General features: G+C 71.9%; 16 protein-coding genes. 13 read left to right on the plus strand and 3 right to left on the minus strand.

Annotated elements, in window-relative coordinates; translation table 11 throughout:
• Nucleotides 1-59 precede the first annotated feature (59 nt).
• The 10 genes from ACFYZB_RS21795 to ACFYZB_RS21840 all read left to right on the plus strand — a co-directional run bounded on the left by ACFYZB_RS21795 (nucleotide 60) and on the right by ACFYZB_RS21840 (nucleotide 10,244).
• Nucleotides 60-1,061, plus strand: coding sequence for an MCE family protein (locus ACFYZB_RS21795; RefSeq protein WP_388761451.1), 1,002 nt, complete (start codon nucleotides 60-62; stop codon nucleotides 1,059-1,061).
• Nucleotides 1,058-2,167, plus strand: coding sequence for an MCE family protein (locus tag ACFYZB_RS21800; protein WP_388761012.1), 1,110 nt, complete (start codon nucleotides 1,058-1,060; stop codon nucleotides 2,165-2,167). The genes ACFYZB_RS21795 and ACFYZB_RS21800 overlap by 4 nt, the downstream gene beginning before the upstream one ends.
• Nucleotides 2,164-3,438, plus strand: coding sequence for an MCE family protein (locus tag ACFYZB_RS21805; RefSeq protein WP_388761015.1), 1,275 nt, complete (start codon nucleotides 2,164-2,166; stop codon nucleotides 3,436-3,438). The genes ACFYZB_RS21800 and ACFYZB_RS21805 overlap by 4 nt, the downstream gene beginning before the upstream one ends.
• Nucleotides 3,435-4,724, plus strand: a complete 1,290-nt coding sequence (locus ACFYZB_RS21810) for an MCE family protein (protein WP_388761018.1) — start codon at nucleotides 3,435-3,437, stop codon at nucleotides 4,722-4,724. The genes ACFYZB_RS21805 and ACFYZB_RS21810 overlap by 4 nt, the downstream gene beginning before the upstream one ends.
• Nucleotides 4,721-5,194 (plus strand): hypothetical protein, encoded by a 474-nt coding sequence (locus tag ACFYZB_RS21815; RefSeq protein ID WP_388761021.1) that lies wholly within the window; start codon nucleotides 4,721-4,723, stop codon nucleotides 5,192-5,194. Before ACFYZB_RS21810 ends, ACFYZB_RS21815 begins: the two co-directional genes overlap by 4 nt.
• Nucleotides 5,195-5,247: 53 nt before the next feature.
• Nucleotides 5,248-6,033 carry a hypothetical protein gene (locus ACFYZB_RS21820; RefSeq protein ID WP_388761024.1) on the plus strand — a complete coding sequence of 262 codons (786 nt, stop codon included), beginning with the start codon at nucleotides 5,248-5,250 and terminating at the stop codon, nucleotides 6,031-6,033.
• A gap of 149 nt (nucleotides 6,034-6,182) precedes the next feature.
• Nucleotides 6,183-7,022: a TIM barrel protein gene (locus ACFYZB_RS21825; RefSeq protein ID WP_388761028.1), complete on the plus strand. Its 840-nt coding sequence runs from the start codon at nucleotides 6,183-6,185 to the stop codon at nucleotides 7,020-7,022.
• A gap of 43 nt (nucleotides 7,023-7,065) precedes the next feature.
• Nucleotides 7,066-7,959 (plus strand): 2-hydroxy-3-oxopropionate reductase, encoded by an 894-nt coding sequence (locus ACFYZB_RS21830; RefSeq protein ID WP_388761030.1) that lies wholly within the window; start codon nucleotides 7,066-7,068, stop codon nucleotides 7,957-7,959.
• A gap of 172 nt (nucleotides 7,960-8,131) precedes the next feature.
• The gene (locus tag ACFYZB_RS21835) at nucleotides 8,132-9,595 is read left to right on the plus strand and encodes a catalase (RefSeq protein ID WP_388761033.1); all 1,464 of its coding nucleotides are present in this window, start codon (nucleotides 8,132-8,134) and stop codon (nucleotides 9,593-9,595) included.
• Between the two features lie 418 nt (nucleotides 9,596-10,013).
• On the plus strand, nucleotides 10,014-10,244 hold the full coding sequence (locus ACFYZB_RS21840) for a hypothetical protein (RefSeq protein WP_208898006.1): 231 nt from the start codon (nucleotides 10,014-10,016) through the stop codon (nucleotides 10,242-10,244).
• A 246-nt stretch (nucleotides 10,245-10,490) separates the two neighbouring features.
• Here the strand turns inward: ACFYZB_RS21840 and gcl are convergent, their stop codons facing one another.
• On the minus strand, nucleotides 10,491-12,278 hold the full coding sequence (gene gcl, locus ACFYZB_RS21845) for a glyoxylate carboligase (protein WP_388761036.1): 1,788 nt from the start codon (nucleotides 12,276-12,278) through the stop codon (nucleotides 10,491-10,493).
• A 199-nt stretch (nucleotides 12,279-12,477) separates the two neighbouring features.
• Here gcl and ACFYZB_RS21850 point away from each other — a divergent pair, with 199 nt between their 5' ends.
• Nucleotides 12,478-13,320, plus strand: coding sequence for a hypothetical protein (locus tag ACFYZB_RS21850; protein WP_388761039.1), 843 nt, complete (start codon nucleotides 12,478-12,480; stop codon nucleotides 13,318-13,320).
• Nucleotides 13,321-13,654: 334 nt separating this feature from the next.
• Here the strand turns inward: ACFYZB_RS21850 and ACFYZB_RS21855 are convergent, their stop codons facing one another.
• A complete protein-coding gene (locus ACFYZB_RS21855) occupies nucleotides 13,655-15,247 on the minus strand; it encodes an AMP-binding protein (RefSeq protein WP_388761041.1) in 1,593 nt (530 codons plus the stop codon).
• Nucleotides 15,244-16,917 carry an AMP-binding protein gene (locus ACFYZB_RS21860; protein WP_388761043.1) on the minus strand — a complete coding sequence of 558 codons (1,674 nt, stop codon included), beginning with the start codon at nucleotides 16,915-16,917 and terminating at the stop codon, nucleotides 15,244-15,246. The genes ACFYZB_RS21855 and ACFYZB_RS21860 overlap by 4 nt, the downstream gene beginning before the upstream one ends.
• A 152-nt stretch (nucleotides 16,918-17,069) precedes the next feature.
• Here ACFYZB_RS21860 and ACFYZB_RS21865 point away from each other — a divergent pair, with 152 nt between their 5' ends.
• Together ACFYZB_RS21865 and ACFYZB_RS21870 are read left to right on the plus strand one after the other, a co-directional pair.
• Nucleotides 17,070-17,900, plus strand: coding sequence for a LuxR C-terminal-related transcriptional regulator (locus ACFYZB_RS21865; protein ID WP_388761046.1), 831 nt, complete (start codon nucleotides 17,070-17,072; stop codon nucleotides 17,898-17,900).
• Nucleotides 17,901-18,052: 152 nt separating this feature from the next.
• A complete protein-coding gene (locus ACFYZB_RS21870) occupies nucleotides 18,053-20,875 on the plus strand; it encodes an ATP-binding protein (RefSeq protein WP_388761049.1) in 2,823 nt (940 codons plus the stop codon).
• Nucleotides 20,876-20,922: the final 47 nt, after the last annotated feature.

The following is a 20,922-nucleotide window of genomic DNA, read 5'->3' on the forward strand; positions in this document are numbered from 1 at the left end:
GCGAGGCCGGACCCCAGCCCCTGGTGAAGGTGCGCGTCCTGCCGCCGAAGCTGCCCACGATCCGGCTGCGGCGCCCACGCCTGAAGCCGTTCCGTGAGCGCAATCCGGTCGTCGTCGGCGCCGTCGGCCTCACCGTCCTCGCCCTGCTCACGGTCGCCGCGTTCAACGCGGACAGCCTGCCGCTGATCGGCGGCGGCGACACGTACAGCGCGGCGTTCTCGGAGGCGGGCGGGCTCAAACCCGGGGACGAGGTACGGATCGCCGGGGTCAAGGTCGGCAGGGTCGAGGGCGTCGACCTGGAGGGCGACCACGTCAAGGTCACCTTCAAGGTGAAGGGCCACCCGGCGTTCGGCACGGACACGGGCGCGGCGATCCGGGTCAAGACGATCCTCGGCGCCAAGTACCTGGCCCTGCGCCCCGACGGTCCCGGTCAGCTGAGGCCGGGCAGCGAGATCCCGCTCCGGCGGACCGTGTCGGCGTACGACGTCGTCCAGGCCTTCAGCGACCTGACGACCACCACCGAGGAGGTCGACACGGACCGGCTCGCGAAGGCGCTGGACACGATCTCCGTCACCTTCCAGGACTCGCCCGCGGAGGTGCGCGCGTCGATCAAGGGCCTGTCGCGGATCTCCCGGACCGTGGCGTCCCGGGACAAGGCGCTGCGCGACCTCCTCGACCACGCGAACGGGGTCACCAAGGTGCTGGCCGGCCACACGAAGGACTTCTCCGCGCTGCTGAAGGACGGCGACGCGCTGTTCCAGGAGATCGGCAGGCGGCGCGCGGCGATCCACACGCTCCTCAAGAGCTCCGCGCTGCTCGGCATCCAGCTGTCCGGCCTGGTCGACGACAACAGCAAGGAGATCGGGCCCGCCCTGCAGAACCTCAACACCTTCCTGAAGATGCTCGAACGCAACCAGGCGAGCCTCGACCGCAGCATCCAGCTGCTCGCGCCGTACGTGCGGCTCTTCACCAACACCCTCGGCAACGGCCGCTGGTTCGACTCCTACGTCCAGAACCTGGTCGCAGCCCCGGTCACGCCACGGACGGGAGGCACCCGATGACCCGCAGACTCCTGGCCCTGTTCACCGCCCTCGCGGTCGTCGCCGGCCTCGCCGTCGTCCTGTGGCCGGGCCCCGACCCGGTCCGCGTGACGGCGTACTTCCCCCGCACCGTCGGCATCTACCCCGGCTCCGACGTCCGCGTCCTCGGTGTCCGCATCGGCGAGGTCAGGAAGATCACGCCGGAGGGCGCCCGGGTGCGGGTGGAGCTGGAGTACGACAGGAGCCGCAGGGTCCCCGCCGACGCGCAGGCCGCCATCGTCAACTCCTCGGTGGTCAGCGACCGTTACGTGCAGCTGCTGCCGGTGTACCGCAAGGGCGCGGTCATGCGGGACGGAGCCGTCATCCCCGAGTCCCGTACGGCCGTCCCGGTCGAGCTGGACCGGATCTTCGACAGCCTGCACACCACCGCCGAGGCGCTCGGCCCGAACGGCGCCAACAAGAAGGGTTCGCTGTCCCGGCTGCTCGGGGTGAGCGCGGACAACCTCCGGGGCCAGGGCCAGAACCTCAACCAGACGGTCCAGGACCTGTCCCAGGCGGTCGCCACGCTGTCCGACGGCCGCGGCGACCTGTTCGGGACGGTACGGAACCTCCAGGTGTTCACGGCCGCACTGGCGGCGGACGACCAGAGCGTGCGGTCCTTCGACACCGACCTCGCCGGCGTGGCCGCCCAGCTCGCCGGGGAGCGCAAGGACCTCGCGGCCGCGCTGAAGTACCTGGCCGCCGCCCTCGCCGACGTGTCGGGCTTCGTGAAGGGCAACAAGAAGACGCTGACCTCGGACGTGCAGGGCCTGGCCCAGGTCACCAAGGTGCTCGTCACCCAACGGGCCGCACTGGAGGAGTTGTTGACCGTCGCCCCCACGGGCCTGTCGAACCTGCAGAACGCGTACAACCCCGCCGCCGGCACCCTCGACACCCGCAACAACGCGCAGACCCCGCAGGATCCGGCGTCCCTGCTGTGCTCGGTCCTGAAGACGACCGGGGACGACCACGACGGCTGCGCGGGCCTGAGGAAACTCTTCGGCTCCCTGCCAGACCTGCCATCGGCTCCCGCGACGACGGGCACGGTCGACAAGACCCTCGGCGGAATCCTGGGGGCACCGGCATGAGCGGGCGGCGCACGATGCGGGCGGCCGCCTGGACGGTGGCCGGCTCGCTGCTGCTGACGGGCTGCGAGTTCAACGGCTGGTACGACGTCCCGCTCCCCGGCGGCGCCGCCTCCGACGGCCACGCCTACCACGTCACCGTCGAGTTCCGGGACGTACTGGACCTGGTGCCGCAGTCGGCGGTGAAGGTCGACGACGTCACCGTGGGCACGGTCGAGAAGGTGCAGCTGGACGGCTGGCACGCGCGCGTGCGGCTCAGGATCGCCGACTCCGTGAAGCTGCCCGGCAACGCGGTCGCCGACATCGAGCAGACCAGCATGCTCGGCGAGAAGTACGTGGCCCTGTCCGCGCCGGCGGGCACGCGGCCCGTCGGACGGCTCCGCGACGGCGACCGGATCCCGCTCTCCCGCAGCGGCCGCGACCCGGAGGTCGAGGAGGTGCTGTCGGCCCTGTCCGCACTGCTCAACGGCGGCGGCGTGGCCCAGCTGAAGACGATCACCGTCGAGCTCAACAAGGCCCTCAGCGGCCGCGAGGACCGGGTCAGGTCCCTGCTGAAGCAGCTCGACACCTTCCTCGGCGGCCTCGACGACCAGCGGGCGGAGATCGTGCGCGCCCTCCAGGGCGTCGACCGGCTCGGCAAGCGGCTGACGAAGGAGAAGACGACGATCGCCCAGGCCGTCGACACCATGCCGCCCGCCCTGAAGGCCCTCGCCGACCAGCGCAGGGATCTGACGAAGATGCTCACCGCCCTGTCCCGGCTCGGCACGACCGGCACCAGGGTGGTGAACGCCTCCCGGGACGACACCGTCGCCGACCTCGAGAGCCTCCGGCCCATCCTGCAGCAGCTGAACAAGGCGGGCGACGACCTGCCCAACTCCCTGGAGATCCTGACCACTTACCCCTTCCCGCGCAACGCCACGGACGCGATCAAGGGTGACTACGTCAACCTGAGGATCACCGCGGACCTGGACCTGGCCGACCTCTACGGGAACGTGGCCGGCAAGCCGGGCAAGGGCAGGAAGTCCCCGGCGCCCAAGCCGCCGGGCCTGCCCGGCGTCCCCACTCCCACCCCGCTCCCGTCCCTGCCGGCTCCTCCGACCCTTCCCGGCACCCCGTCCGTGCCGCCCGTGCCCTCGAAGCCCTCCGGCGGCAGCACCCTGCTGTGCCCGCCGGTGTGCACCGCGGCCTACGGCACCGGGGACGGCCCGGGTCGCCTCCCGGCCGGGATCGACCTCGGCCTCGCCGAGCTGATGCTGAAGGGGATACTGCCGTGATCACACGTACGGTCAGGGCCCAGCTGCTCGCCTTCGCGACCGTCACCGCCCTCGGGGTGTCGTACGTCGGCGCCCGCTACACGGGCCTGGTGGACGACGTCCTGCACCGCGGGTACACCGTGCGGGCCGACTTCGCCGACTCCGGGGGCGTCTTCCCCGGCGCCGAGGTCACCTACCGCGGTGTGCCGGTGGGCCGCGTGGGCGATCTGCGGCTGACCGGCTCCGGGATCTCGGTGGCCCTCAAGATCGAGAACGGTGCCCCGAGGATCCCGGCCGACACGCTCGCGGTGGTCGCCGACCGTTCGGCGGTGGGCGAGCAGTACGTCGACCTCCAGCCGCGCCGGTCGGGTGGCCCGTACCTCATGGACGGCAGCCCGATCCCGCGCAGCCGCACCCGGACCCCGCTGCCGGTCACCGACCTGGTCCTCAGCCTCGACCGACTGGTCAACTCCGTCGACAAGGACGATCTGCGGGTCACCGTCGACGAGCTGGGCAAGGCGTTCTCGGGCACCGGACCGAACCTGAGCCGGCTGGTGGACTCCGGCAACGCGCTGGTGGAGTCGGCGTCCGCATCGCTGCCGGAGACGACCTCGCTGATCGAGGACTCGCGGAAGGTGCTGAAGACCCAGGCGGAGCAGGGCTCGGCGATCAAGTCGTTCTCCCGTGACCTGGCCACGTTCACCGAGCAGCTGAAATCGAGCGACGGGGATCTGCGCCGACTGATCGGCAACACGGTGCCCGCCACGCAGGAGCTGGACTCCCTGCTGAAGTCCACGCGGCCGCAGGTGCCGGTCCTGCTGGCCAACCTCGTCAGCGGCGGCCAGATCACCCTCGCCCGGCTGCCCGGCGTCGAGCAGGCCCTGGTCACCCTCCCGCTCACCGTGGCGGGCAGCTACACGGTGATCCCCGGCGACGGCACCACCCACTTCGGGCTGACCGTGAACGCCGGCGACCCGCCCGCGTGCACCCAGGGCTACGGCACCCGGCGTCGCGACCCCGCCGACACCGGCACCCGCCCGGCGAACACCCGGGCGCGCTGTACGGCACCGCGCGGGAGCAGGACCTCGGTGCGCGGCGCCCAGAACGCCCCCGGCGCGACGACCGGCTCGGGCGGCGCGAACCAGGCCGCGTTCGTGGCCCCGTACGACCCGGAGACCGGCACCGCGACCGGCCCGGACGGCACGCCCGTCGAGATCGGCTCGACGGGCGGCGAACAGACCGTGTTCGGAAAGGAGTCGTGGCAATGGCTGCTCGTGGGACCGATGTCAGGGCAGGACGGCGCATGAGGCCGCTGTCGGCGGCGCTCGTCGCCGCGACCGTGCTGGCGGGCGTGCTGTGCGGCTGGCTGGGCCTGAAGCTGTCCGACCAGCGCGCGGCCGACCAGCGCCGTCAGGACATCCTGGCGGCGGCCCGCCAGTCGGCGCTGAACTTCACCTCGCTCGACTACCGGCACTACGACCGGGACAGCCGCACCGTGCTGAGCGGTGCCACCGGCGACTTCAAGAAGCAGTTCGCCGCGCAGACCCGGCAGTTGACCAAGCTCGTCGCGCAGAACAAGTCGGTGTCCGAGGGGCAGGTCCTGGAAGCGGGCATCGTGCGCTCCGACGAGCGCTCGGCCCAGGTGCTGGTCGTCGCCGACAGCAAGGTGACCAACACCGCCGCGCCCGACGGCCAGGCGCGCACCTACCGGCTCCAGCTCGGCCTGGTGCGCGTGGCCGGCCGCTGGCTGACCTCCGACGTCGAGTTCGTCGGCTGACCCCGTGAGGCTCAGTGAGCCGTCAGTGAGGCCATGAAGTGAGGAGAGACACCGTGGCGAACCCGACCACCCGCACCCGCGGCACCGGCTCCCCGGCCCGCCGCACCCTGACCGCGGCCGCCCGCGCGGCGGCCAAGCGCGCCGGGCGGCCGGTGCGCCCCGAGCGCGGTGCCGGCCCGGAGGAGAAGGCCTCCACCGGACGCACCGAGCTCATCGAGCCCCCGGCGGACGGCGGGGAGGACCCGCCGGAGCCCGAGGCCACGGAGACCTCCGGCGCCTCCGCGGTCTCCGAGGCTTCCGGGACGGAACCGGAGGAGAGCGCATCTCTGCGCCAGGCCGGGCGGCGCGCGCTCACCGCCGTGCTGGGCGTCGTCCTCGTGGCGGCGCTGGTGGTGGCCGCCGTACTCGGGTGGCAGTACCGGCAGGGACGGCAGGCGGAGCAGGCCCGCGGCGCGGCCCTCGCGGCCGCGCGGAAGGCGGCGCCGGTCGTGCTGTCGTACGACTACCGGCACCTGGAGCGGGACTTCTCCCGGGCCCGCGCCCTGCTGACCGGGCACTTCCGCGACCAGTACGGCAGGACCACGAGGACGGTGGTCGCGCCGACCGCGACGAAGTACCACGGCGTGGTGAGGGCGACCGTGGCCACGCCCTCCGACGGCGGCGCCCCGGCGGCCTCCGTCGTGTCGGCCACGCCGGACCGGGCCGTCGTCCTGCTCTTCGTCAACCAGGTCACCGAGAGCACCCAGGCCCCGGAGCCCCGCCTGGACCTGAACCGGGTGCGGATGACGCTCACCCGCACCTCCGACGGCTGGAAGGTGAGCGGCGTCGACGCCCTCTGACCAGGCCTGCGTCAGTGCCCCCGCGCCACAGGCGCGGGGGCACTTTTTCGTGGGCTCTCTTGACAGCCCTGCCCCCTCACAGGCACTCTTCCATTAAGCAGAAACCAACTTCCGCAATGTGGAATTACAGGGAAGGGAGCGCGGCCCCCGTGGGATTCGCAGACCAGCGCTTCAACGTCAACCTGTCGATCCTCTTCACGGAACTCCCGCTCCTGGAGCGTCCCGCGGCCGCCGCCGCGGCGGGCTTCACGGCGGTCGAGCTGTGGTGGCCCTGGATCGACTCCCCCACCCCCGAGCAGTCCGAGCTCGACGCCCTGAAGAAGGCGATCGAGGACGCGGGCGTCCAGCTCACGGGCCTGAACTTCTACGCCGGACAGCTGCCGGGCCCGGACCGCGGCGCCCTGTCGGTCCCGGGCGAGGAGTCGGAGAGGTTCCGCGCCAACATCGACGTGGCCATCGCCTTCGCCGGGTCCCTCGGCTGCACGACGTTCAACGCCCTGTACGGCAACCGCGTCGACGGCGTGGACCCGGCCGAGCAGGACGCGCTCGCCCTGGAGAACCTGATGCTCGCGGCCCGTGCCGTCGGCCAGGTCGGCGGGACCGTCCTGATCGAGGCCCTCAACCAGCCCGAGTCGCCGAAGTGCCCGATCGTGAGCGCGCCCGCGGCGATCGAGATCATGGACAAGGTCAACGAGGCGACGGGCCTCGGGAACGCCAAGTTCCTGATGGACCTGTACCACCTGTCCATGAACGGCGAGGACCTCCCGTCGGTGATCGAGAGTTACGCGGCCAGGACCGGTCACGTGCAGATCGCCGACAACCCCGGCCGCGGCGCCCCCGGGACGGGTTCGCTCCCGCTGGAGGAACTGCTCGACCAGCTGAAGAAGGCCGGTTACGACGGCTGGGTCGGCCTGGAGTACAAGGCCGGCGACCGCCCGAGCGCCGAGGCCTTCGACTGGCTCCCGCGCGAAGCCCGCGCGGCTCGCTGAACACCCCTGACTTTGCAAGGCAGTTGAGAGAGGCACCCCCAACATGAGCAGCAACCTTCCCAAGATCGCCTGGATCGGCCTCGGCATCATGGGCTCCCCCATGTCCGAGAACCTGATCAAGGCGGGTTACCAGGTCACCGGCTTCACCCTGGAGCAGGACAAGCTGGACCGCCTGGCCGCCGCCGGCGGCACCGCCGCCGCCTCCATCGCCGAGGCCGTGCGCGACGCCGACGTGGTCATCACCATGGTGCCCGCGTCCCCGCAGGTCGAGGCCATCTCCTACGGCCCCGACGGCATCCTGGAGAACGCGAAGCAGGGCGCGCTGCTGATCGACATGTCCTCGATCACCCCGCAGACCTCCGTCGACCTGGCCGCCGCCGCCAAGGACAAGGGCATCCGCGTACTGGACGCCCCGGTGTCCGGCGGTGAGGCCGGCGCCGTCGAGGCCGTGCTGTCGATCATGGTCGGCGGCGAGAAGGCCGACTTCGACCAGGCCAAGCCGATCTTCGAGGCGCTGGGCAAGACCATCGTGCTGTGCGGCCCGCACGGCTCCGGCCAGACCGTGAAGGCCGCCAACCAGCTGATCGTCGCCGTGAACATCCAGGCGTGCGCCGAGGCCGTGGTCTTCCTGGAGAAGTCGGGCGTGGACCTGCAGGCCGCCCTCGACGTCCTCAACGGCGGTCTGGCGGGCTCGACCGTGCTGACCCGGAAGAAGGACAACTTCCTCAACCGCGACTTCAAGCCGGGCTTCCGCATCGACCTGCACCACAAGGACATGGGGATCGTCACCGACGCCGCCCGCAACGTCGGCGCCGCCCTGCCGGTCGGTGCCGTGGTCGCCCAGCTGGTCGCCTCGCTGCGCGCCCAGGGCGACGGCGGCCTGGACCACTCGGCCCTGCTGCGGGCCGTGGAGCGCCTCTCCGGCGCCCAGGTCTGACCGGCCCCTCCAGACTTCCGGGCCGCGGCGCCGCTGACACCTGTCCTGTCGCGCCCAGGCGGCGCCGCGGCCCGGAATCGACTTCAACAAACTGTTGACGCTCAGACCACCCCCTCTTAGGCTCCACAAAGCGGAAACAGGTTTCCGCTGACACCCGCACGGAAGGTCCACGATGTCGAAGCGCGTGCTCACGACAGAGTCCGGCGCACCGGTCGCCGACAACCAGAACTCCGCCTCGGCCGGCGTAGGCGGCCCGCTCCTTCTCCAGGACCAGCAGCTCCTGGAGAAGCTCGCGCGCTTCAACCGCGAGCGCATCCCGGAGCGCGTGGTGCACGCCCGTGGCTCCGGCGCGTACGGCCACTTCGAGGTGACCGACGACGTCACCGGCTTCACCCACGCCGACTTCCTGAGCGAGATCGGCAGGCGCACCGAGGTGTTCGTGCGCTTCTCGACGGTCGCCGACTCCCTCGGCGGCGCCGACGCCGTCCGTGACCCGCGCGGTTTCGCGGTGAAGTTCTACACCGAGGAGGGCAACTACGACCTCGTCGGCAACAACACCCCGGTGTTCTTCATCAAGGACCCGATCAAGTTCCCCGACTTCATCCACTCGCAGAAGCGCGACCCGTTCACGGGCCGTCAGGAGGCGGACAACGTCTGGGACTTCTGGGCGCACGCCCCCGAGGCCACGCACCAGGTGACCTGGCTGATGGGCGACCGCGGCATCCCGGCGTCGTACCGGCACATGAACGGCTACGGCTCGCACACCTACCAGTGGACCAATGCCCAGGGCGAGGCCTTCTTCGTCAAGTACCACTTCAAGACGAACCAGGGCATCCGCTCCCTGAGCAGCGAGCAGGCCGCGGAGCTCGCGGGCACGGACCCGAACTCCCACCAGACGGACCTGCTGCAGGCCATCGAGCGCGGGGTGCACCCGTCGTGGACCCTGTACGTCCAGCTGATGCCGGCGGCCGAGGCGGCGGACTACCGCTTCAACCCGTTCGACCTGACCAAGGTCTGGCCGCACAAGGACTACCCGCTGCAGCGCGTGGGCCGCCTGGTGCTGGACCGCAACCCGGACAACGTCTTCGCCGAGGTCGAGCAGGCCGCGTTCTCCCCGAACAACTTCGTGCCGGGCATCGGTCCCTCCCCGGACAAGATGCTCCAGGGCCGCCTGTTCGCCTACGCGGACGCGCACCGCTACCGCCTGGGCGTCAACCACACCCTGCTCGCCGTGAACGCCCCCAAGGCGGTGCCGGGCGGGGCGCAGAACTACGGCCGTGACGGCTTCATGGCGGTCAACGGCCAGGGCCGCGGCGCCAAGAACTACGAGCCGAACTCCTACGACGGCCCGGCGGAGACCGGCCGCCCGCTGTCGGCGCCGCTCGCGGTGTCGGGCCACACGGGCAACCACGCCGCGCCCCTGCACACCAAGGACGACGACTTCTACCAGGCGGGCGAGCTGTACCGGCTGATGTCGGAGGAGGAGAAGTCCCGCCTGGTCGCGAACATCGCCGGCGGCCTGTCGCAGGTCTCCCGCGACGACGTGATCGAGAAGAACCTGGCCCACTTCCACGCCGCCGACCCGGAGTACGGCAAGCGCGTGGAGGAGGCGGTCCGCGCCCTGCGCGAGGACTGAGGCCGGTAACCCGAAAGCAGCGTACGGAGTCTGACGGGAGGTCAGTCCGCACGCGGCCCGCGCGACACGCCGGACGGCCCGGATGAGGGGTGGTCGTACGGCGGTGGGCGCGGGCAGGGCGAGGACCGTGGCGGCGTGTGAGCCAGTGCGGTGGTGAAGGACCGAGTCCCCTTCTCGACCAGAGGGAAGGGCACCCGGCTCCGTCGCACCCGCCACGGTCCCCACCCAGCCCCCCGTCTCGGGGGCCACCAGCTCCGTCCGGCGGCGCGAACGACCTGTCGCGCCCAGCCTCGCGCCGTCGGACGGTCACCACATGGACACGAAGCGCTCCCCCGGTCAGGGGGAGCGCTTCGTGCCGTCCGGGCCCGGAACCGTGTTCCGGCGTGCGGTCGCGCCGTATCCGCAGGACGCTGAAGCCATGGGCAATACGCAGTTCCCGCACATCGTGGTCCACTCCCCCGCCCTGGACGGATCGCGGCGGGTCACCGAGGGGGACGTGACGCTGGGGATCGCCTCGCATCTGGACGATGTCGTGGAGATCCTGCGGCTGGCCGATCTGGACCGGATCGAGGTGGAGGAGAGCGATCTCATCGAGTGGCAGGGCGGCGGGCCGGACGACTGGCCCGGACTGTCGGAGCACGAGCTGTGAGGGCCGGTGTACGGCAGCGGTCGTAGGCGGGCTACGCCATCCTCAAATGAAGCTCTGAAGACAGGACCGGAGGCTTCAACCGCCCCCGCGGCAGGGCAGATTACGTGCACCAGGGGCCCGCCGGCACGGGGGCGGCGGGCCCCCGCACGGGGGAGTACGACGGGGGACGTCACGGGGGACGCGAAAGGGCGGCCCGTCCTTGTGGACGGGCCGCCCTTGGTGTGCGCGGCGGTGTGGGTGGCGCCGTCAGACCTTCAGCGGCTTGATCGACGTCGGCGCGTGGCCGGGCTCGGTGGCCAGCTCCTCGAACTCGGAGATGTCGCTGATGTCCATGGTGCGGCTCATCGAGATGTTGGTGATCCGCTCCAGGATCGCCTCGACGACGACCGGCACCCGGTACTCGGCGGCCAGCTTCTTCGCCTGCTCGAACGCCGCACCCAGCTGGTCCGGCTCGGTGACCCGGATCGCCTTGCAGCCAAGGCCCTCGGCCACCTTGACGTGGTCGACGCCGTAGACGCCGATCTCCGGAGTGTTGATGTTCTCGAACTCCAGGTTCACCTGGAAGTTGATGTCCAGGCCGATCTGCGCCTGCCGGATCAGGCCCAGGTAGGCGTTGTTCACCAGGACGTGGACGTAGGGGATCCGGTGCTGGGCGGCGACCGCCAGCTCCTCGATCAGGAACTGGAAGTCGTAGTCGCCGGAGAGCGCGACGACCGGGCTGTCCGGGTCGGCCTTGGCGACGCCGATCGCGGCCGGGATGGTCCAGCCGAGCGGGCCGGCCTGGCCGCAGTTGATCCAGTGGCGCGGCTTGTAGACGTGCAGCATCTGCGCGCCGGCGATCTGGGAGAGGCCGATGGTGGTGACGTACCGGGTGTCCGGGCCGAAGGCCTTGTTCATCTCCTCGTACACGCGCTGCGGCTTCATGGGCACGTTGTCGAAGTGCGTGCGGCGCAGAAGCGTCGCCTTCCGCTCCTGCGTCGAGGCGACCCAGTCGGCACGGTCGGGGAGCTTGCCCGCGGCCTTCAGCTCCTTCGCCACCTCGATGAACAGCTCCAGAGCGACCTTGGCGTCGGAGACGACACCGTAGTCCGGCGGGAAGATCTTGCCGATCTGGGTGGGCTCGATGTCGACGTGGACGAACGTGCGGTCGCCGCGGTAGACGTCGAGCTTGTAGCCGGTGTGGCGGTTGGCCCAGCGGTTGCCGATGCCCAGGACGAAGTCCGACTCCAGGAAGTTGGCGTTGCCGTAGCGGTGCGAGGTCTGGACACCGACCATGCCGGCGTTCAGCTCGTGGTCGTCGGGCAGCGCGCCCCAGCCCATCAGGGTCGGGACGACCGGGGTCTGGGTCAGCTCGGCGAACTCCACCAGCAGGTCGGCGGCGTCGGCGCCGAGGATGCCACCGCCGGCCACGATGACCGGGCGCTCCGACTCCAGAAGAAAGGTGATCGCCTTCTCGATCTGGGCGCGGGTCGCGGCCGGCTTGTAGACGGGCAGCGGCTCGTACGTCTCCGGGTCGAACTCGATCTCGGTGAGCTGGACGTCGATCGGCAGGTCGATCAGGACCGGGCCGGGACGGCCGGAGCGCATCAGGTGGAAGGCCTGCTGGAAGACGCCCGGGACCTGCGCGGCCTCCAGGACGGTGACCGCCATTTTGGTGACCGGCTTGGCGATCGAGGCGATGTCGACGGCCTGGAAGTCCTCCTTGTGGATCACACTGGTGGGCGCCTGGCCCGTGATGCACAGGATCGGGATGGAGTCACCGATGGCCGAGTACAGGCCGGTGATCATGTCGGTGCCGGCCGGGCCGGAGGTGCCGATGCAGACACCGATGTTGCCCGGCTTGGTGCGGGTGTACCCCTCGGCCATGTGCGAGGCGCCCTCGACATGGCGGGCGAGGGTGTGGTTGATGCCGCCACCCTCCTTGAGCGCCTTGTAGAAGGGGTTGATCGCCGCGCCCGGCACACCGAAGGCGTCGGTGACGCCCTCGCGCTTGAGGATCTCAACTGCCGCGCGGGCAGCGGTCATACGAGCCATCGAGTACTCCTGCTTCGGCTTCTCGGATGCGTACTCCCGTCGCGCCCCGCGGTGAGCACAGTCTCCAGATTGTCAAACTTCCGCAATGCGGAAATTAACTTCTACTATCTGAAAACAATGTAGAAGCGCGCACCAACCGTCGTCAAGAGAGGTGGAGACAGGGCCAAGCGCCGGACAAGCGGGGTGGGTCAGGAGGACCATGGGAGCCGCCGTCCCGACGCGGCTGTTCCGACGTGACGCCTGGGGGTGGGCCATGCCCGAGAGCGTGCCGGTGCGCTGCCCGGCCTGCCGGCGCGAGCACGTCTACACCGCGCCGTCGTATCCCTGCGCGTGTGGCGCGCCCACCGCCCCGCGGCTGGATCCGGCCACCGCACCGTCCGTGGCCGCCCGCCGGGCCTGGGACGACGAGTGGATCTCCGTGCCGTGCACCGCCTGCGGGCGCCTGGGCCAGTGGCCGCACCCGGAGCTGGGCTGCTCCTGCGGCACGGTGCTGCGCATCCCGGTGGCGGTGCCGCCTCCGTCCGGCAGCGGTATGCCGTCGCCGGGCGACGGCATGCGGTCGGCAGGCACTGGTATGCACGACCGTGTGCGGTCGCCGGTGGCCGGGCCGGAGTCCCCCGCCCACCGCCCCGCCTTCCAGCCCCGTGCCATCCGCACCGCCCGCGACGCCGTCACCGTCGCCGCGCTCTATCTGCGCTGGCTCGGCTACCGGGACATCCGCCGCGCCGACCAGCGGCCCCCGAACGGCATCGGGCTCGCCGCGCACGGGCTCCTCGCCCAGGTGGACCCGACCGTGCGCCCGGCGGCGCCGCGGGACGTGGAGTGCCTGTGGCTGACGGCGATGACGGAGTCCGCGGACTGCGTGTACTTCTCCCTCGCGGGGTACACCGACGACGCCCGGGCCCGCGCGAACGCCCTCGGCATCCCCCTCTTCGTCCTGGACCTCGCGGGCGTCCCTCAGCCGGTGAACGACCACGCCGACACCCTGGACGCCGAGGGAGCACCCGAACCGGGGCCCCGGCCGCGGGACCGACGCAGCTGACCCTCCCGGGACGGGCTGGACGGCGTGCGCAGGTTCCCCCGCCGGCCGGACCGGGATGCCCGCGGCGGGACGTGGAGGGGCGGTGACCGGAGGCCGGCGTCGACCGCCTGCGCGATCTCCTCCGCCCGCACGGTGGGCTCGGCCTGGACGCCGCACGCACGGCGGGTTCCCACGCGCTCCCCGGTACTCCTGCTCGCCCCCCGGAGCCCGCTGGACCACGGCCGGACGGTGCGGGCGGGGCCGCCTCGACGGGTCCCGGTCGAGCGTGCCGCCGACAGCGCGCTCTTCCAGGACCCGTCTCCGGGCATCTACCGGATGCTCGGTTCCGGCCGTCTCACACCCGGTACTTCTCCCGCAGTTCGACCTTGCGCACCTTTCCGGACACCGTCATCGGGAAGGAGTCGAGGATCTGCAGCCGGCTGGGGATCTTGTAGTGGGCGAGCCGGCCCCGGCAGAAGGCGTGGAGTTCCTCCAGCGTGAGCGGGTCGGCCACGTCGTGGGGGATCACACAGGCCAGGACCTCCTCACCGTACTTCTCGTGCGGCACCCCGACGACCTGGACGTCCCTGATCTTCGGGTGGGCGTAGAGGAACTCCTCGATCTCGCGCGGGTAGATGTTCTCGCCACCCCGGATGATCATGTCCTTGATCCGGCCGACGATCTCGACGTACCCGTCCTCCCGCATGACCGCGAGGTCCCCGGTGTGCATCCAGCGGCCCGCGTCCACGGCCTCGGCGGTCTTCTCGGGCTCGTTCCAGTAACCGAGCATCACGCTGTAGCCGCGGGTGCACAACTCCCCTGCCGTGCCACGCGGTCGGGTCACCCCGGTGGCCGGGTCGACGACCTTGACCTCCAGGTGCGGCAGGACGCGGCCGACGGTGCCGGTGCGGTGCTCGAGATCGTCGTCCCGGCGGGTCTGCAGCGACACCGGGGATGTCTCGGTCATGCCGTAGCAGATGGAGACCTCCGCCATGTGCATCTCGGCGACGACCCGCTTCATCACCTCCACCGGGCACGGCGAGCCCGCCATGATGCCGGTGCGCAGGGACGTGAGGTCGTAGCTCGCGAAGTCCGGGAGGTTCAGCTCCGCGATGAACATGGTCGGGACGCCGTAGAGCGAGGTGCAGCGCTCCTGCTGGACGGCTTCGAGGGTGGCCCCGGGGTCGAAGGACGGCGCGGGGATGACCATGCAGGCGCCGTGCGAGGTGGCGGCCAGGTTCCCCATGACCATGCCGAAACAGTGGTAGAACGGGACCGGGATGCAGATCCTGTCCTGCTCGGTGTAGGCGACCGACTCCCCCACGAAGTAACCGTTGTTGAGGATGTTGTGGTGGGAGAGGGTGGCCCCCTTGGGGAAGCCCGTCGTGCCCGAGGTGTACTGGATGTTGACGGGGTCGTCGCAGGACAGCGGCTCGTACCGGGCGTCGGGCGTCGCCCGTCCCAGCAGCGCCTCCCAGCTGGGGTCGCCGATGTAGACCGTCTCCCGCAACTGCGGGCACCTTCCGCGTACTTGCTCGACCATCGCGCGGTAGTCGCTCGTCTTGTGGCTCAGGGACGCGAACAGCACGGAGATCCCGGCCTGGCCCAGGACGTACTCCACCTCGTGCGTGCGGTAGGCCGGGTTGATGTTCACCATGATCGCGCCGATGCGGGCGGTGGCGTACTGGACCAGGACCCACTCGGGACAGTTGACCGCCCAGATCCCGACCCGGTCGCCCTTGACCACCCCGCTCGCCAGCAGCGCGGACGCCAGCCGGTCGACGTCCGCGGCGAATCGGGCGTACGTCCAGCGCCGCCCGGAGGGCACGTCGACCAGCGCCTCGCGGTCCGGCCAGGCGGCCACGGCCCGGTCCAGGTTGGCGCCGATGGTGTCGCCGAGGAGCGTGGTGGGTCCCGTCCCGTGGGTGTACGACAGCTGTGCGCTCACCGGAAGTCCTCCTCGCGGTACTCGTTCTCGGAGCCCTGCGCCGTCGCCTCGCGCAGTTCGATCCGGCGGATCTTGCCGGACACGGTCTTGGGCAGCGCGCCGAACTCCAGTCGGCGGATGCGCTTGTAGGGGGCGAGCATCTGGCGGGAGTGCTCGAAGAGGACCTTCGCGGTGTCCGGGCCGGGATCGTACCCCTCGACGAGGACGACGTAGGCCTTCGGCACCGCGAGCCGCAGCTCGTCCGGCGCGGGCACGACGGCGGCCTCGGCCACCGCCTCGTGCTCCAGCAGCGCGCTCTCCAGCTCGAACGGGCTGATCTTGTAGTCGGATGCCTTGAAGACGTCGTCCGCGCGGCCGACGTACGTCAGATAGCCGTCCGCGTCGCGGGAGGCGATGTCCCCGGTGCGGTAGTAGCCGCCCGCCATGGCCTCGGCCGTGCGGTCCGGATCGCCGTGGTAGCCGGTCATCAGGCCGACCGGGCGCTCGGACAGGTCGAGGGCGATCTCGCCCTCGGCGGCGCCGGGCGCGCCGGAGACCGGGTCGAGGAGCTCGACGCGGTAACCGGGGCTCGGGCGGCCCATGGAGCCGGTCTTCAGCACCTGCCCGGGGCTGTTGGAGACCTGTACGGCGGTCTCGGTCTGCCCGAAGCCGTCCCGGATGGTCACTCCCCAGGCCCGCCGGACCTGCTCGATGACCTCGGGGTTGAGCGGCTCGCCGGCGGCCACCACCTCGCGGGGCGGGGTGGCGAGGAGGCCCAGGTCGGCCTGGATGAGCATGCGCCACACGGTCGGCGGGGCGCAGAAGGTGGTCACGCCCGCCCGGTCCATCTCGGCCATCAGCCGGGCCGCGTCGAACCGTGTGTAGTTGAAGAGGAAGACGGTCGCCTCGGCGTTCCACGGCGCGAACAGATTGGACCAGGCGTGCTTGGCCCAGCCCGGCGAGGAGATGTTCAGGTGCACGTCCCCGGGTTTCAGGCCGACCCAGTACATGGTGGCCAGATGCCCGATCGGGTACGAGGTGTGGGTGTGCTCGACCAGCTTGGGGCGGGCGGTCGTACCGGAGGTGAAGTAGAGCATCAGCGGGTCGTCCGCCAGGGTGGGGCCGTCGGGCAGGAAGTCGGCGGCGGCGCGGTAGGCGTCCTCGTACTGCTCCCAGCCCTCCTCGGGCGGGCCGCCGACCGCGATCTTCGTGTACCCGCCGGGCACCTCGGCGAACTTCGCGGTGTCCTCGGCCCGTACGACCACGTGCCTGACCCGGCCCCGGTCCACCCGGTCGCGCAGATCGGCGGGGCCGAGCAGCGGGGTGGCCGGGATGACCACGGCGCGCAGCTTCATCGCGGCCAGCGCGGTCTCCCACAGCTCGGCCTGGTTGCCGAGCATGACCAGGATCCGGTCCTCGGCGGCGACGCCACGGGCCCGCAGGTGGTTCGCGACCCGGTTCGACCGCTCGGACATCTCGGCGAAGGACAGCCGCGTCTCGCCGCCGTCCTCCTCGACGATGTGCAGCGCGGTCCGGTCGTTGCCGGCGGCGATCACGTCGAACCAGTCCAGCGCCCAGTTGAAGTGCGCGGGCCGCGGCCAGGTGAAGCCGTCGTAGGCGGCGGCATAGTCCTCTCGGTGCGCCAGCAGAAAGTCCCGGGCCTCACGGAACGACTCGGTCACCGTCGTCATCACACACTCCTCGCGTCACCGGCGCGCCCTGGGCCTGCGGCTCACTCCCGCTGTTCCGGACCATTGCCGGGCGGCTCTCTGGCATCGTCTAATCCGTGATGCAGGTCTCACTACCCCCGAACGGGGGTGGGGACGGCAGAAGGGGCGAGGACGTGACGGCAGACGCGGCGGGGACGGTGGAGATCGGCGGCGCACTGGCCCGGCTGCGGCGTGCCACGGGGCTCCCCGTCGTCTTCGGCGGCCTGGTCGAGTCCGGCCGGCCGCAGATCCGGATCAGCGAGCTGAGCGGCACGACCACGACCGCCCTGCGCGCGCTCGCGGTGACCTCCGGCAGCGGGCTCGGCGGCAAGGCGGTGGCGCTGGCCCGCCCGTGCGCGGTGACGGACTACTCCAGCTCCCGGCAGATCAGCCACGAGTACGACGTCCCGGTGGCCGCGGAGGGCATCCGCTCGATCGTCGCGGTGCCGGTGGTGGTGCGGCGCCGGGTGCGCGGCGTGCTCTACGGCGCGCTGCGCTCGGCCCAGCCGCTCGGCGACCGCACGCTGGGCGCGGCCATGGCCGTCGCCCGCGACGTGGAGCAGGCGCTGGTGGTGCGGGACGAGGCGCGGGGGCTGCTGGCGGCGGCCCGGCCGGAGTCCGCCGGCGGCGACCAGGGCGCCGCCTGGGAACAGGTGCGCGAGGCGCATGCGGCGCTGCGGGCGCTGGTCCCCCGGATCGCCGATCCGGACCTGCGGGCCGAACTGCTCGCGGCCTGCGGACTGCTGACCGCCCCGGCACGGTCCGGCGGCGTGACCCTGGCGCCGCGCGAACTGGACGTGCTGTCCTGGGTGGCGGCGGGGGCGACCAACGCGGCCGTGGCCGAGCGGCTGGGACTGCGTGCGGAGACGGTGAAGGGCTATCTGCGTTCGGCGATGCGGAAGCTGGGCGCGCACACCCGGGGGGAGGCGGTGACCGAGGCCCGCAGGGCGGGGCTGCTGCCGTGACGGCGGGCGGTGGGGAAACCTGTTCATTCAAGCGGCGACGCCTTGAATTTCTCTATGCTTGCCCCTTTGTTATTTCCCTCACCACGGCTTCCGCCCGAATTTCAGGGATCGTTGCCTAGAATTTGGCCCGGACACGACACACGAGGGGAGCGGTGACCGTGCGACGGGACTTCCAGGAGCCTGCCAGGTGCCGCCCCGACCTGGTCATCGGCCGCGAGGACCTGTTGGCCGGCGCTCGTGACCAACTCGCCTCGGGCGGCAGTGTGTTGCTCCACGGTCCCGCCGGAATAGGGAAATCCACCGTCCTGCGGGCATTGGCCGAGGAATACGGCGCCACCGCCCGCACCGTCCTGCGCTGCTCCGCCACCGAGTCCGAATCCCATCTGCCCTTCCTGGCCCTCGCCGACCTCCTCGGCCTGGTCCTCGACGACGTCTCCCCCCGGCTGCCCCTCGCCCAGCGCACCGCCCTGGAGTCGGCGCTCACCGGTCGCGGCGAGTCCAGCCTCCAGCGCGACGGACTCGCCCTGCGCCTCGCGGTGCTCTCCGCGCTGCGCGCACTGGCCGCGCACGGCGGTGTCCTCGTCGTCGCCGACGACCTGCAGTGGCTCGACCCGGCCAGCGCCGAACTGCTCGGGTTCGCCGCCCGCCGCCTGGAGGGCACCCCGGTGCAGCTGCTGTGCGCGGTACGCACCGAGGGCCAGGAGAGCCAGGAGTACGACCGGCACCTGCGCTCCTGCCCGCCGGGCACCCTCGCGGTCCGGCTGGGCCCGCTCTCCCGCACCCAGGTCGCCCAGTTGCTCGACCACCGCGGCCACGGCACCCTGCCCCGCTCCACCGTCCGCGAGATCCACCGCACCAGCGGCGGCAATCCGCTGTTCGCCCTGGAACTCGGCCGCGCCCTCGCCGACAGCCCCACCCCGCCCCGGCCGGGCGAGCCACTGCCGGTGCCGACCAGCCTGCGCGCCCTGGTGCTCAGCCGGCTGGACATGCTGTCGGTCGAGGCCCGCCGCACCCTGCTGGTGGCCAGTGCCGGCGCCCGCCCCACCCCGGCGCTGCTGCACGCGGCCGGCCGGGAGAACGCCGAGGCCGAGTGCGCCCAGGCCGCCGAACTCGGGCTGCTGGCCACCGAGCCCGACGCCCCCGCCGTACGGTTCGCGCACCCGCTGATATCGGCCGCGCTGTACGCGGAGGCACCCGTGCCCGAAAGGCGCGCCGCGCACGCGGCCCTGTCCACGGCCGCCTCCGACCCGATCGAACGGGCCCGGCACCTGGCCCTGGCCACCACCGGCACCGACCCCGAGGTCGCCGCCCGGCTCGCCGAGGCCGCCGCCCTCGCCCGGGACCGCGGCGCCCCCTCGGTCGCCGCCCACCTGGGGCTGCTGGCCGCCCGGCACACCCCCGCCGACGGAACGCCCAGCCCCGAGGAGCGCCGGCTGCAGGCCGCCGAGGACGCGATCACCGCGGGCGAGATCGACCTGGCCCGGGACATCGCCCGCGAGGTGCTGGCCCGGGCGACCGTGCCGGCCGACCGGGTGCGGGCCTGGATCATCGTCATCGACAGCGCGGGCCACACGATGGCCGAGGTCGACGCCGTCTTCCCGCAGGCCCTCGCCGACGCCGGCGACGACCCCCGGCTGCTGGGCCTGGTGCACTACCAGCTGGCCTGGCGGGCGCTGATCGTGGAGGGCGACTTCACCGAGGCCCGCGAGGCCGCCGCGCACGCCGCCGAGCTGGCCGCGCAGGGCAGGGACCGGCGCACCGAACTGCTCTCCCTCGCCTTCCAGGCCCAGACCGAGACCCTGATGGGCCACCCCGAGGCGCCCCGGACCATCACACGCGCCCTGAAGGAGCCTCAGGACCCCCGGGTGGCCTGGCACCACAACGGGGCGAGCAGTGCCCGGTTCCGCTGGCTGGTCATGGGCGACCAGCTGTCCGAGGCCCGCGCGACGGTCACCGCGCTGCTGCGCGAGGTGCGCCGGCGCGGCTCGGTGGAGAGCGAGGTGCACTTCCTGCGCGGCCTCGCCGAGACCGAGCTGCGCGCCGGGCACTGCGGACGCGCCCTGGAGCTGGCCCGGGAGAGCCTGCGCCTCGCCCGGGACTCCGGGATCGGCGAGACCGCCTCGGCGATGCTCACCTCGCTCGCGGAGGCCTCCGGCGGGGACGTGGACCGGGCCCTCGCGCTCGCCCGGGAGGCGGTGGACCACGCCGAGGAGGACGGCGACCAGATGTACCTCTCCCGCGCCCTGGGCGCGCTCGGGTACGCCCAGCTGGTCGCCGGGGACCCGGCGGGCACCGTGCGCTCCCTGCGCCGGGTGCGGACGCTGGAGCTGGGACTCGGGATCACCGACCCCGCGCGCGGCCGCTGGCAGGGCGATCTCGCCGAGGCCCTGGTCCGGATCGGGGAACCGGCCGAGGCACAGGACGTCATCGACGCCGGCCGCGAGCACGCGCTGCGGCTCGGCCGGGAGAGCGTCCTCGCCGTCCTCGACCGCTCCGAGGCCCTGGTGCGGGCCGCCCGGGGCGAGCTGGAGGCCGCGGTCACCCAGCTGACGTCCGCTCAGGACCGGCTCGGCAAGCTCGGCTACGGACTGGAGGAGGCGCGGGCGGCACTCGCGCTGGCCCGGCTGCAGGGCGGCCGGCGCCCCGGTTCGTCCGCGTACGACGAGGCCACCCGGATGTTCCGCCGCTGCCGGGCACTGCCCTGGCTGCGCCAGGTGGACGAATCCCTCACCGCCCCCGAAGCGGAGCCCGCGCTCGCCGCGCCGGCCGCCCTGGACGCACTGGACGTGCTGGCCGCGATGGAGCGTCAGGTCGCCGCGCTGGTCATGGAGGGTGCCACCAACCGGGAGATCGCCGCCCGGCTGTTCATCAGCGTCAAGACGGTGGAGGCGACCCTGACCCGGGTCTACCGCAAGCTGGGGATCCGGTCACGGGTGGACATCGTCCGATTGGCGGCGGCTCGACGGGCGCGCTGAGCACCCCTCTTGTTAACTGAACCGGACCGAGGGTTTTCCCTCACCCA

Source organism: Streptomyces sp. NPDC001852, assembly GCF_042891825.1.
Lineage (GTDB): Bacteria > Actinomycetota > Actinomycetes > Streptomycetales > Streptomycetaceae > Streptomyces.

Excerpts from the sequence above, each read along its gene's own strand:
- ACFYZB_RS21800 (WP_388761012.1), top strand. The coding sequence starts at position 1,058 with ATGACCCGCAGACTCCTGGCCCTGTTCACCGCCCTCGCGGTCGTCGCC.
- ACFYZB_RS21805 (WP_388761015.1), top strand. The coding sequence starts at position 2,164 with ATGAGCGGGCGGCGCACGATGCGGGCGGCCGCCTGGACGGTGGCCGGC.
- ACFYZB_RS21815 (WP_388761021.1), top strand. The coding sequence starts at position 4,721 with ATGAGGCCGCTGTCGGCGGCGCTCGTCGCCGCGACCGTGCTGGCGGGC.
- ACFYZB_RS21830 (WP_388761030.1), top strand. The coding sequence starts at position 7,066 with ATGAGCAGCAACCTTCCCAAGATCGCCTGGATCGGCCTCGGCATCATG.
- ACFYZB_RS21835 (WP_388761033.1), top strand. The coding sequence starts at position 8,132 with ATGTCGAAGCGCGTGCTCACGACAGAGTCCGGCGCACCGGTCGCCGAC.
- ACFYZB_RS21840 (WP_208898006.1), top strand. The coding sequence starts at position 10,014 with ATGGGCAATACGCAGTTCCCGCACATCGTGGTCCACTCCCCCGCCCTG.
- gcl (WP_388761036.1), bottom strand. The coding sequence starts at position 12,278 with ATGGCTCGTATGACCGCTGCCCGCGCGGCAGTTGAGATCCTCAAGCGC.
- ACFYZB_RS21850 (WP_388761039.1), top strand. The coding sequence starts at position 12,478 with ATGGGAGCCGCCGTCCCGACGCGGCTGTTCCGACGTGACGCCTGGGGG.
- ACFYZB_RS21860 (WP_388761043.1), bottom strand. The coding sequence starts at position 16,917 with ATGACGACGGTGACCGAGTCGTTCCGTGAGGCCCGGGACTTTCTGCTG.